General features: G+C 34.8%; 21 protein-coding genes and 1 pseudogene. 3 read left to right on the forward strand and 19 right to left on the reverse strand.

Annotated elements, in window-relative coordinates; all coding sequences use genetic code 11:
• Positions 1-12: 12 nt before the first annotated feature.
• Complete coding sequence (locus ACX9TM_RS21340; RefSeq protein ID WP_017560045.1) at positions 13-705, forward strand: DNA alkylation repair protein; 693 nt, start codon at positions 13-15, stop codon at positions 703-705.
• 65 nt (positions 706-770) lie between these two features.
• Here the strand turns inward: ACX9TM_RS21340 and ACX9TM_RS21345 are convergent, their stop codons facing one another.
• The 11 genes from ACX9TM_RS21345 to ACX9TM_RS21395 form a co-directional block, all read right to left on the reverse strand.
• The gene (locus ACX9TM_RS21345; protein WP_000278929.1) at positions 771-2042 is read right to left on the reverse strand and encodes an ATP-grasp domain-containing protein; all 1272 of its coding nucleotides are present in this window, start codon (positions 2040-2042) and stop codon (positions 771-773) included.
• A gap of 14 nt (positions 2043-2056) precedes the next feature.
• Positions 2057-3301, reverse strand: coding sequence for an MFS transporter (locus tag ACX9TM_RS21350; RefSeq protein WP_000655288.1), 1245 nt, complete (start codon positions 3299-3301; stop codon positions 2057-2059).
• Between the two features lie 118 nt (positions 3302-3419).
• Positions 3420-4238, reverse strand: coding sequence for an SPL family radical SAM protein (locus ACX9TM_RS21355; protein WP_000151596.1), 819 nt, complete (start codon positions 4236-4238; stop codon positions 3420-3422).
• 99 nt (positions 4239-4337) lie between these two features.
• Positions 4338-5051, reverse strand: a complete 714-nt coding sequence (locus ACX9TM_RS21360; RefSeq protein WP_016125806.1) for a 2OG-Fe(II) oxygenase — start codon at positions 5049-5051, stop codon at positions 4338-4340.
• Positions 5044-5592: a methylated-DNA--[protein]-cysteine S-methyltransferase gene (locus ACX9TM_RS21365; protein WP_000157105.1), complete on the reverse strand. Its 549-nt coding sequence runs from the start codon at positions 5590-5592 to the stop codon at positions 5044-5046. The genes ACX9TM_RS21360 and ACX9TM_RS21365 overlap by 8 nt, the downstream gene beginning before the upstream one ends.
• Positions 5582-6232 (reverse strand): bifunctional transcriptional activator/DNA repair enzyme AdaA, encoded by a 651-nt coding sequence (locus ACX9TM_RS21370; RefSeq protein WP_077393172.1) that lies wholly within the window; start codon positions 6230-6232, stop codon positions 5582-5584. Before ACX9TM_RS21370 ends, ACX9TM_RS21365 begins: the two co-directional genes overlap by 11 nt.
• A gap of 254 nt (positions 6233-6486) precedes the next feature.
• A complete protein-coding gene (locus ACX9TM_RS21375; protein ID WP_033693550.1) occupies positions 6487-7734 on the reverse strand; it encodes an ATP-grasp domain-containing protein in 1248 nt (415 codons plus the stop codon).
• Positions 7728-8663, reverse strand: coding sequence for an alpha/beta hydrolase (locus ACX9TM_RS21380; protein WP_065382059.1), 936 nt, complete (start codon positions 8661-8663; stop codon positions 7728-7730). Before ACX9TM_RS21380 ends, ACX9TM_RS21375 begins: the two co-directional genes overlap by 7 nt.
• A 93-nt stretch (positions 8664-8756) precedes the next feature.
• Positions 8757-9086, reverse strand: coding sequence for a Rieske 2Fe-2S domain-containing protein (locus tag ACX9TM_RS21385; protein WP_065382058.1), 330 nt, complete (start codon positions 9084-9086; stop codon positions 8757-8759).
• Positions 9077-10507 carry an iron-containing redox enzyme family protein gene (locus tag ACX9TM_RS21390; RefSeq protein ID WP_000455863.1) on the reverse strand — a complete coding sequence of 477 codons (1431 nt, stop codon included), beginning with the start codon at positions 10505-10507 and terminating at the stop codon, positions 9077-9079. The genes ACX9TM_RS21385 and ACX9TM_RS21390 overlap by 10 nt, the downstream gene beginning before the upstream one ends.
• A gap of 10 nt (positions 10508-10517) precedes the next feature.
• A complete protein-coding gene (locus ACX9TM_RS21395; protein WP_000562119.1) occupies positions 10518-11393 on the reverse strand; it encodes a 50S ribosomal protein L11 methyltransferase in 876 nt (291 codons plus the stop codon).
• A 526-nt stretch (positions 11394-11919) separates the two neighbouring features.
• On the opposite strand from ACX9TM_RS21395, the gene ACX9TM_RS21400 reads away from it, so the two are divergent.
• Both ACX9TM_RS21400 and ACX9TM_RS21405 read left to right on the forward strand, forming a co-directional pair.
• Positions 11920-12789, forward strand: coding sequence for a helix-turn-helix domain-containing protein (locus tag ACX9TM_RS21400; RefSeq protein ID WP_065382057.1), 870 nt, complete (start codon positions 11920-11922; stop codon positions 12787-12789).
• A 247-nt stretch (positions 12790-13036) separates the two neighbouring features.
• Positions 13037-13141, forward strand: a pseudogene (locus ACX9TM_RS21405) (IS3 family transposase); the annotation flags it as partial.
• A 263-nt stretch (positions 13142-13404) separates the two neighbouring features.
• On the opposite strand, the gene ACX9TM_RS21410 reads toward ACX9TM_RS21405, so the two are convergent.
• The 8 genes from ACX9TM_RS21410 to comGC form a co-directional block, all read right to left on the reverse strand.
• The gene (locus tag ACX9TM_RS21410) at positions 13405-13605 is read right to left on the reverse strand and encodes a YqzE family protein (protein ID WP_000106083.1); all 201 of its coding nucleotides are present in this window, start codon (positions 13603-13605) and stop codon (positions 13405-13407) included.
• A 38-nt stretch (positions 13606-13643) separates the two neighbouring features.
• Positions 13644-14141 (reverse strand): shikimate kinase, encoded by a 498-nt coding sequence (locus ACX9TM_RS21415; protein ID WP_059303452.1) that lies wholly within the window; start codon positions 14139-14141, stop codon positions 13644-13646.
• A 115-nt stretch (positions 14142-14256) separates the two neighbouring features.
• Entirely contained in the window at positions 14257-14907 is a 651-nt protein-coding gene (locus tag ACX9TM_RS21420) for a 2OG-Fe(II) oxygenase (protein ID WP_065382056.1), read from the reverse strand.
• A 174-nt stretch (positions 14908-15081) separates the two neighbouring features.
• Positions 15082-15453 carry a competence type IV pilus minor pilin ComGG gene (gene comGG, locus ACX9TM_RS21425; protein WP_001231316.1) on the reverse strand — a complete coding sequence of 124 codons (372 nt, stop codon included), beginning with the start codon at positions 15451-15453 and terminating at the stop codon, positions 15082-15084.
• On the reverse strand, positions 15450-15920 hold the full coding sequence (comGF, locus tag ACX9TM_RS21430) for a competence type IV pilus minor pilin ComGF (RefSeq protein ID WP_000923101.1): 471 nt from the start codon (positions 15918-15920) through the stop codon (positions 15450-15452). The genes comGG and comGF overlap by 4 nt, the downstream gene beginning before the upstream one ends.
• Positions 15890-16192, reverse strand: a complete 303-nt coding sequence (locus ACX9TM_RS21435) for a hypothetical protein (RefSeq protein WP_000829469.1) — start codon at positions 16190-16192, stop codon at positions 15890-15892. Before ACX9TM_RS21435 ends, comGF begins: the two co-directional genes overlap by 31 nt.
• Positions 16185-16640 (reverse strand): competence type IV pilus minor pilin ComGD, encoded by a 456-nt coding sequence (gene comGD, locus ACX9TM_RS21440; protein WP_000813141.1) that lies wholly within the window; start codon positions 16638-16640, stop codon positions 16185-16187. Before comGD ends, ACX9TM_RS21435 begins: the two co-directional genes overlap by 8 nt.
• On the reverse strand, positions 16637-16936 hold the full coding sequence (gene comGC, locus ACX9TM_RS21445; protein ID WP_001178687.1) for a competence type IV pilus major pilin ComGC: 300 nt from the start codon (positions 16934-16936) through the stop codon (positions 16637-16639). The genes comGD and comGC overlap by 4 nt, the downstream gene beginning before the upstream one ends.
• Positions 16937-16941: the final 5 nt, after the last annotated feature.

Below are 16941 nucleotides of genomic sequence, written 5' to 3' on the forward strand. Positions count from 1 at the left end.
AGGAGGATACGGATGAAAAATACAATTAGAACACAAATTTTTGAACTTATCGATCCAGAATATCAAAAATTTTCAGCAGCACTCATACCTAATATTGATAATGTTTTGGGTGTTCGACTACCCGAATTACGTAAAATAGCAAAGAAGATTGCAAAGGATGATTGGCGTACTTATCTAAAAACAGCCGAAGATGAATATTTTGAGGAAATTATGTTACAAGGTATGGTTATTGGCTATGTTAAAACGGATATTAATGACCAATTATCTTATGTAGCTTCTTTCATACCCAAAATAGATAATTGGTCAGTTTGCGATAGTTTCTGCATAGGACTTAAATTTACCAAAGAACATAGAGAGGCTGTATGGGAATTTTTACAGTCTTATCTTTCATCAAAAAATGAATATGAAGTTCGATTTGGCGTAGTTATGCTTTTAGACTTTTATATTGAAAATGGATATATTAGTAAAGTTCTAACTCTACTCGATAACACAAAACATAATGGTTTTTACGCAAAAATGGCTATTGCTTGGGCGGTGTCTATCTGCTATATAAAGTTCCCCGATTTAACATTGGACTATTTAAAACATAATACTCTCGATGATTTCACTTATAATAAAGCTTTGCAAAAAATTACAGAATCTTATCGTGTAGATAAAGAAACGAAAGCTCTCATTCGTAGTATGAAACGGAAACACTTTAAATAAATTAAAAATAATGACTGCAAAAAAAACACAGAAAAAGCATTTTTCCTGTGTTTTTTATTTTCTTTTTATTCTGTTTTCTTACAATGGACAAAAGAAGGTTTCCATTCTGACAAGTCTTGATAAACAAACGTTATATTGTCACATATTTTATCTGCGACTTCATACATATGTTCTATATCATTAGCCGTAAATAATATAGATCCTTTGCGTTGAGTGCTATCCACAATAGCTGGTATGATATCGCCCTCTTTTACTAATAGATCAATTAATACAACCTCGGACATGTTAGCTAACTCTTTATACTTGATTTCTTTTAAGCAACCTGGTTTTGGAATCAAGCTTAAAGACATGGCTTGACATTTTGAAGGTACACATCTAAATTCATCTATAGTCTCAGTAGCTAACGTATCAAAATAGTATCCAAATTGAGATATGCCCGTTGTTAGCTCCACCATTTTCCAAATATTTCCGCCACCTATTCTAACTTGAGACTCTATGATTCTTGGTTTATTGTGTTTGTCTATCTTTATTTCTGTATGAGTAATGCCGTTTTCCATTTGCATGTCGTCCAAAAATAGCATTACTTTCTCCATAATTAATTGTTTTTGAGATTCGTCTATAGGTGCTGGCATAATAGTATAGTTTATTATAAACGTATCTTCTTTAAATACTTCAGCTGATATAGCTAGTATAGAATGTTTTTTGTTATAAGAAACGGTTTCGACCGTATAAACTACATCACCTTCAATGTACTCTTCTACTAAAACCGGTAGTTGAATACCGTTATCTTTAATAAATACTCCTACATCATCTCCTGTATCTAGCTTGGATACTCCTTTACCACCTGCGCCAATCGGAGGCTTTATTATAATACTATCTTTTTTGTTCAAAAATTCATCAATGTCTTCAATAGTATTGCAAACTTTCGAGTCTATCGAAAAGTTTTTGCCTGCTAGCATTTCACGCATCATGTCTTTATTGCGCGTTATCAAATTGGCATTGTAAGAAGGTCCTTTAACATTAAAAATCTTTGCGATTATGCAAGCCGTATCTAAGGCTGTTTCGTTGAAAGATATAACCACATCAAATGGTTTCTCTTTGAATAATTCTTCAGCATAGTATACAGACAAGGGTATGTTTGTTGTGTCTATTTCTTTTTTATAGTAACACTTTTCTAAGATAGTTCCATCGAAATATATATGTTTAGCGTAAGATCCTATATATGAAACAGTATATCCACTGTCTAAAGCATCTTGTATTGGCTTTGTCCATCCCCCTATAAATAAAATGTGTGGTGTAGTATATTCAATGTCATTTCCTTTTGATACCTTATACATCATAATCATCTCCTCTAAAATGAACTCGTATATTCAATGTCATTTCCTTTTGATACGCCACGTCTTAACAAGGCCACTAAACACAATGTTGTTCCGAATCCTCCTATGAATAACGTAGTTTGAAGCCCAAATATAGAAACTAAAAATGCACTAGCAAAACTTCCTAATGCCCAAGCCCCCCAATTCAGCGTACGTTGTACAGCATTTACTCGGCCTAGCATGTGATTTGGTGAGGCAAGTTGTCGTATGGTTGCAGCGTAAGGGCCAAATACACCTTCTCCCATACCATGTATGATACTTGCAGCTACTATACCGTAAACGGTTCCCATATATCCCATTATCGGTATAAAGGCCAAACCAGTAACTGATACAGTAGCGCTATAAATAAGCATTTTTGTATTATTAATTTGTTGACTTTTTTTCATGAGAACCGTATTGCCTATTAAAAATCCCACTGCTGCTGAGCCTACAACAAACCCTATTTCAAGTTCAGATAGACCCATTACCTTATACAGGAATATTACTAAAATACTATTTAGTATGTATTTAAAAAAACCGTAAACAGCGCCACAGGTTACAATTGGTTCCAATACAGGGTGTTTTTTAAAATATACCAAGCCTTCATATATGTTTTGGTATATGGATTTTATATTTACGTCTTTTAAAGATCCATCTGTATGTGGTTTAAACTTTGAAATAAATAGTACAAATGCAAAACAAACAAAATACGTTACTGCGTCAATAGTGAAAGAGCCTGTTAATCCAAATAGAGTAATGATGATTCCTGCTAGCATAGGACCAATTACTACAGAAAGAGACTCCGAAAGAGCTAGTTGGGCATTTCCTTTTTTTAACTTGTCTTTATCTGTTACTATTTCCGGTAAGAAAGAAGGAACAGCAATGTTATAAAATGTAGTAAATATTCCATTTAAAAACATGATAAAAACTAATAAAGGGAACGTTAAAATATTTGTTACAGTCAGTATGAATACTGATAAAAATAATACTCCTTGACATATACTACAAATTAGCAAAACATTTTTTCTATGAAAGATATCTATCAAAGCACCGGCTACTAACCCGAAAATTAGGTAGGGTACAAATATAACCCCACGAAGCATGGCAGCATTTGCCTCGCTTGTTTGTAGCACCTCTAATGCAAAAAGAGGTAAAGCTACCATTGTAAGCTGGGTACCTAACAAACTTATTGATTGTCCTAGCCAAAGTTTGTGAAAATTAAAACGTTTGCTATCTTTCATAATAACCCCCCATTAATTAATATTATAAACTACTAGGTTTACGATATAAGTAAGATCAGGCAAGACCTATTTTTTATCTAATGTCTATACCACAAAAAATTTGAAACCTATTATAACGTTAGGGCTCGAAACCCTTCTGGCTAATGAAAAGTTCATCTTCCGAAAAATACTGCCGCATTCGTTTATAAACCAATTGATAGACGGATGGATGATACCATTCTTCCATTTTTATACTTCTATATAAGGCTTGTAAGCCCATCCTGCTTGTTCGTTTACCACCGCTGCCGTCCCCCATAAAGTAATCGTCAATACATACTCGGTTAACCAAGGGGCGCAATATTTCTGCAAACCGCTCGCTACTTGGTAATATGGGTGCGATGGCAACCTGTGCAGGAATACCGAGTTCAGCAAGCAGTTGGAGTGTTTTAAGTCTTGCTGGAATAGGGGGAGCATATGGCGTAAAATGCTTGCGAATATCTTCCCTATCGGTCTCTACTGTCATACTCACCCGAACTTTTGTTCCTAACTGTTGCAGCATCTTTATATCCCTGCGGACAAGTGGGCTACGTGTTTGAACAAGCAAGAAGTCCGGGGGATTATCCACCATAATTTCCAGTAAAGACTGCGTAATTTTCTCCTTGTGTTCGATTGGTTGATAAGGGTCCGTACTGGATGACATGAAGATGGTGACTGGACCTTTGGCCTTAGCTCTAAGCAATTCTTTTTGGAATGTGAGTGCAGCATCTTTTTTAATATCTACCCATGTCCCCCATTCCGAGTTACGGAAAATGGAGACAGGCATTTGCCGCACATAGCAATACGAGCAGGCGAACACACATCCCGTATAGGGATTCAACGAATGACTATAACCGGACAAAAAACCAGTTCCCTTATTCAGCAGTGTTTTGGGCGTTTTATATAAATATTCGATTGTCATCCCCAATCACCTACTAAATCATATCTGGCGTATGGATTGAAGAAGAAGCAGCAATTCAGGATTGTTACATGCTTATAAAGATGTAATTTGAGTTTGGGTTTACTTCGCATCATGAAATATAACCCCCAGGCTATACCGCATTCCCGAATTGACGGTACCAACGCCGTGTCGCAGAGCCACCTTGTAATATCCACGCGCACCCAATACCGGTCGATATTGAGTTGGAAAAATGAGACCTTCACCTCGATTAAGCGTAATGACATGACCTCTGCTCTGTGCCCGTGGTCGTTGTTCAACGAGTAAAAATTCACCGCCTGTATAGTCTTCGTTCTGTTGGTTCAGAGTAAACACAACTTGAAAAGGGAAGAAGATATCCCCGTACAAATCCTGATGGAGGCAATTGTAGCCCCCTGCTTCGTATTTCAAAATTAGCGGGGTAGGTCGTTTCTGCCCCGCCTGGTGACATTGATCAAGAAACATTTCCAGGGTTTCTGGGTATTCGGGTGATTTATTTAACTGTTCCAGCCAGCGATTTGCCGCTTTGGCTAACTCTGGGTACAAGTTATCACGGATTTGTTGTAACTGATCAGGAAGAGGCGTATGATAATATTTGTACTCCCCGATTCCAAAACGATATCGTTTCATGTCGATGGTCTTGCGATATAGGGATTCGTCTTCATAGTCTTGGATTAGACATGCACATGATTCCGCATTTAGAAGGGACGGCAGCTTGGCGTACCCCTGTGTGTCAAGCATTTGATGTAGATCAGCCCAATTGAGTTTGGCTAAAGATACTATATGCTGGTCAGACATGTTGCAACTCCTTCCCACTGTTTGTAAAGCCTCGTTCAAGTTCCAGCAATTGCGTTTTCATTTCCATTCCGCCACGATAGCCCGTTAGCGATCCATTTTTTCCGATAACACGATGGCATGGAACAGTAATGAGGATTGGGTTCGCTCCAATAGCCCTCCCAATGGCCCGAACTGCAGTCGGTTTTTGAATTTGTTGAGCAATATCCGAGTAAGATCGAGTTTGGCCGTACGGAATATCACATAGTGCCTTCCATACCGCTTCCTGAAAAGGTGTGCCGTGATAAAAGATTGGAATGGTGAACCGATTAATCTTGCCTTGAAAATATTCAACAAACTCATCTGCAAAGGGTTGCAATTTTTCGTCATCTTGAATCAGGTCGTTTCCAGGAAAGTAATGATTTGCCCATTTCACCAATTCTTCGAATGGCTGATTTTGCGACCCAACAAAACATAGGCCATTATTTGTTGCGGCAATGTACATCTTCCAGTCTTCATAAGAAAACAAGGACCAATAGAGAGAACTTCCTTTTTTAGATGCCATTTGAAAACACCTCCTTCAAGTATTGTTTTTGCTGTCTACGGTAAGCTTCCGGCGTTTGTCCGGTTTTCTTCTTAAACAGCGTGATAAAATATGGTGTATTGGAAAGTCCGACAGACTCACCAACTTGAGAAACTGGGTCATCCAAAGTAGTCAATAACATTCTCGCCTTCTCTATTCGAACATGTTGGATGTAGTCCACTGGGGTCATGCCCTTGATTTTTTTAAAAGTTCTGTGCAAGTGATAAGGGGTTCCATGACTCAGAAGCGCAAGGACTTCAAGCGTCAATTTTTCCTCGTAGTGGCTATCCACATATTCAGTTACGAAGGCAATCCACTCTTCATCAGGCATTCTTTGCCCGGTTGGCTTGCACCGTTTGCAGGGACGAAAATTTGCGGCTAGTGCTTGTTTAGTATTTTCAAAAAAGCCAATGTTTTCTCTTTTTGGTACCCTTGATTTACAAGAAGGGCGACAAAAAATCCCTGTTGTTTTCACTGCATAAAAAAAATGTCCGTCATAAGAAGCATCATTATCAACAACAGCCTGCCATTGTTCATCAGAAACAGGGATGGGTAGAAGTGGATTGTCAGAGTCTGGTTGTTGATTAGTTTGGTTCGGATTCATTTTCCAATTGTATTTCATTTTGAATCACCTCTAGATTCAGTATAAACCTCGAAATCCTGTATTGTAAGCATTTCGAAATGTAATAGCAAGATAACGAAATTACAATGGCGAGTTGTTGCGTAATTATATGTATCCTGATTCATATGATTGGAGAAGATGAAAAAACTATGAAGCCAAGTATCAGGTTTGAATTTAACTTGTCACAAATATACACTTGGAGCAGATCATTTGTTGTATCATTAAAACCACCCGCTCATGACGGGTGGTTTTGATTAATTTAAGGCTTTGTCTACAGCGTTCACTATACTTATATAGTCTGATTCAATTTGTCCCTTGTCTTTGTGACACAGTGCAACAAATCCGATAGAGAAGCTATCAAATAAGTCTTTTGTTTGCTCTATATATTGCCCTTCTTGTATATTCATAGAAGAAAAGTGATAACTAGGTAAGTTTTTTATATCTTCTAACACTGAAATATCTTTAACAAATCCAGATTTCTTACATACTAAAAATACAATGGTTACATTTGTATTTAACGTATAGTCTTTTGATACTTCTTCATAGCAACCTGCCAGATATCGCACTGTTTTGTCTAGTGGACTATCACCTGTTGCTATTCTACAAAAATTAGGGTGACCTCCCCCATGTAGCCTTGCTCCTACCTCAATCAATCTCGGTCCGTCTTCAGTTAACATAAGCTCAAGGTGTGATGGCCCAAATTTTATACCAATTGCGTCTAGAGCTTGTTTAGCGTATTCTACTATATTTTCATAGTCTATCTCTTCTGCAGAAACCCACTCCATATAGTCATATATCGCCATTAAATTTCCATTATCAATCTTTTTATATCTACATATATCGCACACTACATGATTACCTTCATAACTGAAAAAATCAACTACGTATTCGACGCCTACTACGTATTCTTGTACTACTAACTCTTCATTTACTATATCTAATTTATTCATTTTTCCAAGAAGGTCATTAAAGACTCCTTTCCAGTCATCTCCATTTTTAACCCTCGTTACTCCATCTGTACCAGCACTTTTAGGGGGCTTTATTACAATATCCTTGTTTTTGATTGTTTCTAACCAGTTCTCAACCTCAGTGATGTCATTTGTACATATCTGATTTATGGTTGGTAAATTATTCGACACTAAAGCCTTGTGCATGTTCCCTTTATGTCTTCTTACTTCTATTAAGTGCTTATCATTTGAAAATGATGGAGTTATTATACTTGCCAAGGTTTCTGCCAGTTCAACACCAGGCTCAGCTCCTGCGATTATACATTTTGGATTTAATTTTTTAATAGTATCTACTAGCTTGCTTATGTCACCATCATTTACAATAACATCAAAAAATTCATGTAGTTTTAAAGATGATTTATAGTTCTCTAACGGTTCTACTGTAGACATCAATGCAACAGGACACAGGCCAAAAGATTTTAGCGCTTCTGCGTACAAGGCTCCTGATGAATATGGATCAACAACTATAATTACATCTTTATTTGTAGTCAACATGTTAAATCATAGGCTTTTTTACAAAACCTTATCCATGAGTCATGAACGTCAGGCGATACCCCTCTAGCCCTTACCGCTGCATGCTTTAGTCCTTTTTCAATAACAAGCTCGGATTGTATATTGTTTTCTTGTAGTCTGTTATGGTATTCCACACTGTCTATTAATAATGAGTCAACTTCAGCTCCCATGATATAGGCAGGCGGTAGGTTATGAAATTTTCCGTTTATTAAAGGTGAAACGAATACATTAGTCAGTTCATCCTGGTTTGCGTAACATGACGTATAAAATTCCATTTCTCCACCTGTAAGTAAAGGTGCATCCTCGCCACCGTGTTTCCATCTATGAAAATCTAATAGAGGACTTATTAGTGCCTGTCCTGAAATTAAAGGACCATTTCTGTCTCTACATAACATGCACAGGGAAACTATCATATTAGCCCCAGAACTTTCGCCGCATAATACTATATTTCCTTTTAAGTTCAACGCTTCTTTATTGAGAGATATATAGTTAATAATGTCATAACAATCTTCTAATGCAGATGGGAACTTACTTTCTGGAGACATTCTAAAATCTGCTGCTATTGTGACCAATCCTGTATTACTGCAGAGCTCAGCAACAAGTTTATCGTGAGTCTCTAAATTCCCTAATACAAACCCGCCCCCTCTGATGTATACCAAAATCCCATCTTTTTTAATATTCTTTGGTGTATATATCCGCATTTTTTTTTCTACGTTAAAGTGTGGGACGATAACGTCTCTGCTGCTTACATCTGTAACCTCAGGCACCGGAAATGCCTCCCCCAATTCGGAGTAAAGAGCTCTCTGTATACTTACATCTTTTTTGTAAGAATCTGGAGGGTATACTGAATTTACTTTATCAATAAACTCAGATATTCCAGGTGCGTATTGTGGTTTAGAGTCGATTTTCATGTTTTACATTCCTTCTTTCTTAAATTTATATTTTCAAATAGTGTTTCTTACACACAATATTAGTTAATGTGATACCAATAATTTCACTTAAATCTAAATATTTATATTAGAACTTGTAAAACTAACTGGCCAATTATTACCATTGTAATCAGCCACAACGGTAATCTTTTTCATGCTTTTGATGTAAACAACCCCTACAAAGTTGCACGTTTCTAGTTTATTTATCACCAAATTATGCCATATACATCTTCTTTTGTTGTCTTGATCAATCTTGCACAAATGAATTGGTCCACCTCTGTGTTTACATTGATTGTTAATAATCTTAGGTTTATCACCTAGTATTTCACAGTAGACTCCTTTGTTTTCATCCGGAAAAGAAATGTGAAAATTCTGTACATTACCTCTAAATATTTTTACAGCCATTGGTTCAAATCACCTATCGAATATATTTCGTATTCGCATTCATCAGAAACAATTAAAGCACCGTGTAACCTATTTGCCTTGATTATAGTACCTTCGTTTGCTTTGAGTATAGTTGATTTACCAAATCCATTTAGAAACTCCATTTCGCCAGAGACGATATGACATAGCTCGTCGTTATCATGTGTATGTGTTATAGATAATTCACCCTTAGGTTCAACAAACCGTCCAACTGTAACTTTACCACTACTGCAACCTTCTTTTACCTTCGTGAAAATGATATCATGGGCATTTTTGTAGTATGATGCCTTATCTTTCCATTCTATTTGATCAGCAAAGTCCTTTTCTGCTAATTCGCCTAAAAATCTCGCTTCTTCAAATCCTCTTACAATTTCAACGGCAGCTGTTGTGCCGTATTTTTCTATAGCTGGTTTAACAAGATCATCAAACGCCGTTTTACTATGATGAGTATCAATATGGCAATGTTCCTTAAAATAATTTTCAAACATATTTGGTAGTGCATCTTTTAAGGCATCTAACCAAATCTTACAGCTAACTATAAACGACGTTTCTGCCAAAAATATTGCACCTATGTACCTAAATATATTTCTTTTATTTCTTGTAATCATATTGTAGTAGTTTGCTAAAAGTAGACTAGTATTAAGATAGTATTGCCAATAATAATGCGGTACATTGTTTAGACCTGCTGACTCAAGCGTTTTTTCAAATAATGTAGAATGTCTTTGTTTGTGATCTCCATAGCCTAATTCGTCTATTATTATACGAAATAATGCGCTCCCCATTTCCCCATAATTACCTGATGAATATCTAGCCATAGGAGATGATTCTATTAAAAAGTCTGGGGCTAGCTGCAGTAGCCAATCTTGTGCTGCATTTTTTTTATCGATACTATTTTTAATACTCTCCGCAGAATCCATGGTCTTTTGGTCATACATAGAATTAATATAGTCGTTAAAATAATCTTCAACTAATTTTAGATTCCAATTATCTGACACTTTAATTTCATCATTCAAAAACGAGAATAAATAATTTTCAAGATACGGTATGGCAACACCAGCTGCAGCCAATCTTTTATCATCATAAAAATCGTTGAAGTCTGTATAGCATAAATCACCTTTAGTAGGAAGGTATAAAAAGCTAGTATCATTCATAGAAAATAAAGCTCTATTTGCTGCAAAAGAAGAATACGAAAGCATATCTTTAAGCTCCAACGGTTCATCAAAGTTTATATGCTTTAGAACATGCGGTCTTATGCGTCTACCATAGAAATTTTCTTCATATCTATTGTCATTATCGTAGAACAAAGGGGAATTGCAAAAATATAACAATGCATCCTTTGCTAGCGCTTTGTCTCCAAAATTATCAGTAATTTTTGGTTCTAGTACAGATTTTTTATATTCCATAATAACACTCCTAGTTTTGTATAATAGTTATCTTATTATTTAAATCGACCATTAATTTGTAGCTATTATTTTTAGATAGAAAAATAGGTTTTTCAAAAGGATGAAAAGCTTGATGCCAATGAGATACATCACTTACGTCATTGGAAACACGGACTCCATTAAAGTCCATAACAAAGTAAGATAAAACACCGTGACAAACTGAATCCACACTTGGATTTATATCTATATGCGTGACTTTAACATCGCCCTGTTTAAAATCATATGGGCGCAATACAAAGGTTTCTGACATGGATTCAAAGTTATATACACTAGCTTTTACTGGGAAGTAACATTGTGAACTATACTGATTAATAGACGATAAATCGAACCCTAATATGTCATCCTGTACACTGTTTAGGCCAAACATATCTTCGCTGTTTACAAGACATCCATATTGTGTAACAAGTCCTGGAAGAACAATTGTTTTATCGTTTGAAATGCGTTGGATATCTTTGGATATTTCACGATAACCTTCTCCAATAACCCCACAATCGAACGTTTCAGTAAATATAATATCTGGTGAAAAATCCAATATCTTTTTATCAATTAATTCAGATGACTTCATGTTTACAACGGTCACAATATCAGAAAATCCTGCTTTATCTATGTTATACTGCGCTAGTTCGGCTAGTTCTTCATTCACTTCACAAGTTACTACCTTTTTTGCTCCTTGTCTTGCAAAAAGGAGAGCTATCAACCCTGCACCTGTACCGATTTCAAAAACCGTTTTACCTTCCACATCCATCCTAGAAATTCCTTCAAATATAGTATTGTTTCTTATCCTATCCGATAACATAGAGAAATGCCACGTTGGAAAAGTACGATTCTTGCTTATGGTCGCGATCATGTTTAAAACTACCTCCTTTTGTTTTTTTGCATTATTCTAATAATTATGATAAATTAATATAAACTATTATTTTAAAAAACAAATTCAAACTCAAATTCAGCTACATATTTAACCTTAAATCTTCAGTTTCAAGGTTGAATATATTATTTTTTCACAAAATATCTATTTTATTTATCCATCGATTTTTGTAGTTGCAAATATTTCGGGCATATCTGCTAGATTTTCGTTTTCAATTGTATTACTAGCGCCTAAGATTGCTACCAAACAAAGAATTAATGCTACCTTTTTCATCGATTTCCTCCTGCAAAGTTAATTTGTACGTCCGAAATAGTTGAAGGTTATTATTCTTATAATCTACCTTTTATGACCAGTTCTCCTATAGTGCTCGCAAAGTATACTAGGAGAATGAATTGTTAACTTAAAACAAACTGTAGTTGGTGGTTTCGGAAGTACATTTTTATAATAAACCACTCTTAAACTCAGTTTTATGCAAATTCTGCATATTTCTAATAGGAGATTGAAATAAATGAACATTGCTTCTCACGGAAAAGCAATTCGTAGAATAAGAAAAATAAGGGGACTATCACAATCTGAACTAGGGGATGGGATTGGAGGACAATCTTTCATAAGTAGAATCGAACATGGATTAGTCTTACCGTCAATCGATACTTTATTAATAATTGCCAATCGTTTGGAAGTTCCCCTCGAATACTTACTGGAAAGCTTTCGTACTGAAAATTTTCAACATATTACAAATAAAAAGAAAGAATTACGCTATTTAGTCGGGCAAGGTTTGTATCCTGAAGCTCTCCAAATTAGCAAAAATGAGCTCAAAGCTTACAATTCCGATGTTGACTATGTTTGCTTCTTGAACTGGGTGGAAGCAATTTCCGAGTATAAATTAGGAAAAATACGGTACCAACAATGTATAGCAAAGCTACAAGAAATACTAGAAAGTAAAGACACTTACTTTTCAGACCGAAATTTATTTTTAGATGTACAGAGCTCGATTGCTACGGTTTACTTAAGCGCTGGAATGCTCCAACAAGCCATTAAAAACTATGAGAAAATTATAGAGGACAATTTTATATACACTGATGAAAATTTCAAGGTAATTGTTCTATATAATTATGCAAATGCTCTTAAAAGAAACGGATTATTTAAGAAGGGGATAGAAATATCAGAAAAAGCTATTTCTATGGCAAAAATATCTGGTAAGTCCGTTGTAATCGGACCACTTTACTACATTTTGGGTGAATGTAAAGAAGGGTTACATTTTCATTTTGATGAAATCAAAGCTTGTTTCGATAAAGCGATATATTTTTTTAAGGCCTATGATAGATTAGACCTAATTGAAATAATGAAAAAAGAGCATAAGAAATACTATGACGAATAAATAGTCTCGTAGAAAGCTATATTTGAACTGGATTGTTGGAAACGAACATATCCCGAACTCATCCAATCCAATGCCCCTAGAAAGTTCTTCCGTTCGAGAGCCCAAGTTTCCAGACCCACTCTCTCAAATGGTATGTATGCGATATTGTGTCACCATGCCTAATACGAGATTCGTTACGTAACTATCGAATGAAAACATTTTATTAGTATATGATAGCGGATATTATACTATTCTTAATTCATCTTAAGAATTTAAAGATTATATGAAATACTATAACCAGCATAGATATCAGTGAAATTTAAAGAAGATGATTCCTGTTGGATACAGAAACCATCTTCTTACTGCCGCCTAACTTTTTTTATTGTCCTTTACAAAGGACCCAGATTAAATAAATACATAACTTTTCATATAGCCATTAATCTTGTTTAATTTCATTGGCATAGATAATATTTTCCCATATAAAAAACCTTCTATAGCAAATAGAAAAGCCGCTAAAAATAATATCCCGAGGAATTTTTTCAGTAGCTTTCCTTATTGCACTAGGAATTTTTCATCCCATATACTTATCACAAAAGGATCCAATATATTTTCACCGTAAAAACTCGTAAAAAATAATTAACTTGATTTTTTTCTTTTACTTTTTACATTTCGGTAAAACAAAGCAGCACTCAGCGGCATAACACCAAACCACTTATTCATAAATGGCTCTTTTTCAGCACGGCGTTGTTCTTTCTTTTGTTTTCGATCTTCTTTTGGAGCATCCATATACGACACAAACTGCTGCGTCACAAAGCGAACATAATCATTAGTAGACATATTATCATCACCTCTACTTGATTAGTATGTCCACTTTTTTATACATTAATCTTTTCCTTTAATTCATTCATAATTTGCTTTACAGACTTATTTGTCGTATCGATATGAATGTGAGCCTCTTCATAATAAGCTCGGCGTAATTCAAATTTCGTTACAAATGCATCTATATCTTTCTTTTGAAATAGTGGACGTGTCGTATCTTCACTAAGCCTTTCTGCAATTACATGCGGATCACAATATAAATACACGACAGTTCCGTTCTCTTTCATCCACTTGCGATTTTCCGCTCGTTCAATAATTCCCCCTCCAGTTGTAATAATGACATTATGGACTGGTAGCGCACGTAACATTTCGCTTTCATATTCCCGAAAAGCCATTTCGCCTTCTTCGGCAAAAATATTTCGAATTGCCTTCTCTTGCTTCTCTTCGATTTTTTGATCAGTATCTACAACATCCATTTGAAGTTCTTGACTTAACGCTTTTCCAATTGTTGTTTTCCCTGCTCCCATGTAGCCGGTTATGTATATAGATTTCATTTTCTGTCCTCTCAATCGTCATTTATTAATTGTTATTATAACGAAAGATGCTACTTTGTTTAATAAAAAAACGTTTTGTTCTTATACTATGAAGAACAAAACGTAACACTCGCTTTTACTTATAAGTACCTCTTCTCACCCACTGCGTTGCAATCCATTTCTCGCCTTTCGTTACAGGTGCCCCTCCATGTAACGTAAGCTCATTTAGTGATTGATCTTGATAAAAATACTCAAAGTATACTGCCATTCCTTTTCTAGGATGTACAGAAAGATTTAATTTCGGGAAGTACGTTTCCCCGCCTTCTTCTACATCATTTAAGTACATTACAAGCGTACTAATACGATTGTTAGCAGCTGATCTACTATGTTCCGCAAAATAATCATAGTGTGCTTTATATTGTTGATCCACTTCATAATTTAAAATGTGCAATCCTTCACCATGCGACGTAGGAACATTCATGATAGATGAAATTCGTTTTTCAATCTTTGAAGTAAGTTTATTGTCTTCCAAAAATGCACCGCTACTTGTTCGAATATCATTTACATCACGTGATGAACCAATTTTAGAACGCTCCATTTTATTTTTAGACATTTCAATTAATTCATCACATTCTTCATCACTTAGTACATTTGCTAATACGACAATAAGAGGTTCTTCAAATTTTGAAATAATGTGTATTTCTCTATCTTCTGTCATAATCGTATTTCCTTTATGATCAAAAATAGTTTGTTCCTTATTTTCACCTATTTGATTGTTGTTTGTCATTTCCCTATTCTCCCTAAAAATAATGATTGGATAGCATGAATATATCATATTCTTTCTACCTTTCTCTTTTTTGAGAAAATTTAAACTTTTAATCATTATATTTATCCATTTCTTCTAAAAAATCAATTTAATTTACAATAGGAAACCTTGGTTTATTTACATATATTTTACATATTATCCTTCTATCCAATCGACTATTTTCCCATCCTTTTTTCTATACCGAAAACCTACCGTATAGAAAGCTTCCTGTTTGAGTGTGCACTGCAACGTAACGAGAATTAAATCATTTTCAAAGACATAATTTCCACTCGCTTCTCCCTTTTCATACTGAAAGAAAAATGTACCTTCTTTTTCTTTTTGCTGTAAATCTTTTTTTATATCTGTAATAGATCGGTTAAGTAATTCATCCAATAAAAACTTTTGTTCTATTTCTATATAAAATTTTTTATCTGTAAACAACATATTTGTTTCGTATATAAAAAAAGAAGTTAATAAAATAAGAAAGATAATCGTTCCAGGCATTGTAAATCCATTTTGCTTTCTCATACGTTTATTCCTATTTCGCTATATCGCATAACTACACCTTCATATATTTTCCCACTAGTATCTTTTACATTTATAATGAGTACATGAGGTGTTAGTTTGTAAGAAACTGTTCCAATATTTTGTAAAACAACTTCCCTCCCGCGCCTATTTACCTTTCTTATAAGACGACTATTCTCTTTTTCATACGATACTTCACTCCCATTACGCGATCGGAATCGTAAAATACTTTCTCCATTTTCAAATGCTAGCTGTTCTCCAGATGATACTTCACGAAACTCCAATTGCATTTGCCCTAAATACACATCCCACTCCCAATCATTTAACCCTTTCGACTGTTTATTTTCCATTTCAATGAAATGTAGGCGGGGAAAGAGCAAAAAAAATATTGATAATAGAAACAGACATACAATCATTTCTATTAATGAAAAACCAAATTCTAATTTATTTTTTCTCCTACATAAAAGCATTGTTCCATCATTCTGTCTTTCACATCTCTCCACACAGTACAAACTTCATTGCCTCCCCAATATGTGTAATACACAATTCCATTTATATTCTTTTCTATTATTCGCTTGTCTTCATTTCCATACATATATATAGCTGCTTCTTTTTTTAATAATCCAGTTGCCTTATAACGAATTTGTATATTTTTTCTTTCTTGCATAACTAATACTGTTTGCGGTAGTAGTAACGATACAGCCATCATTAAAACACTTAACGATACAATCATTTCAGCCATTATGGATCCTTTTTGACATTTCACGATACGTAAATCTCCCTCTTCCAAGCTGAAATACAATTTCATATTTATAATTTCGATATGAAATTATAATCGTACCACCTCTATTAATATTTCCACTTGGATTATATGTCATCGGATTTGGAAACGTATGCAAATCAATTTGTATATCTTCTTCATACTCTCGCTTGACGATATAATACTTTGTACCTGACTCTTTTATAGCATACATATTTCTATCTTTATGCCAACGTAATGTATAGTGCTTTTGACGGTTTATCGCTAATTGCTGCATATACAAAATATCATTTGAAAACTGTCTCAAAAATTGTTCAACTTTTTGTCGCTCGTATAAGGAATGAACACTAAAATACGTAACTATACTTAATACAGAAATAGCAAATAAAACGAGTAACATTTCTAAAAAAGTAAACCCCTGTTGTTTCACAATGCCCTAATTGATACTGCGCCATCATCTGAAATATGAATAGATTCGCCATTCGGGCACTTATCAGTTGTAATATACTTTTCATCTGTCAGTTCTTTTAACGATGGAATTTTATTATGTTGTAATTGATATACTTGTATTTGCGCTTCTATAGATTTCACGTAAGCTGCACAACCTTTTCCTTGGACCGATGAGCGCTGTGTAACTACATTCGGAATAATTAATAGTAATAATATAGTTATGACAACCATTACTAATAGCATCTCTAACAGAGTAAACCCTTCCTCATTCTGCATACAAA

Source organism: Bacillus sp. LH1 (genome assembly GCF_057924895.1).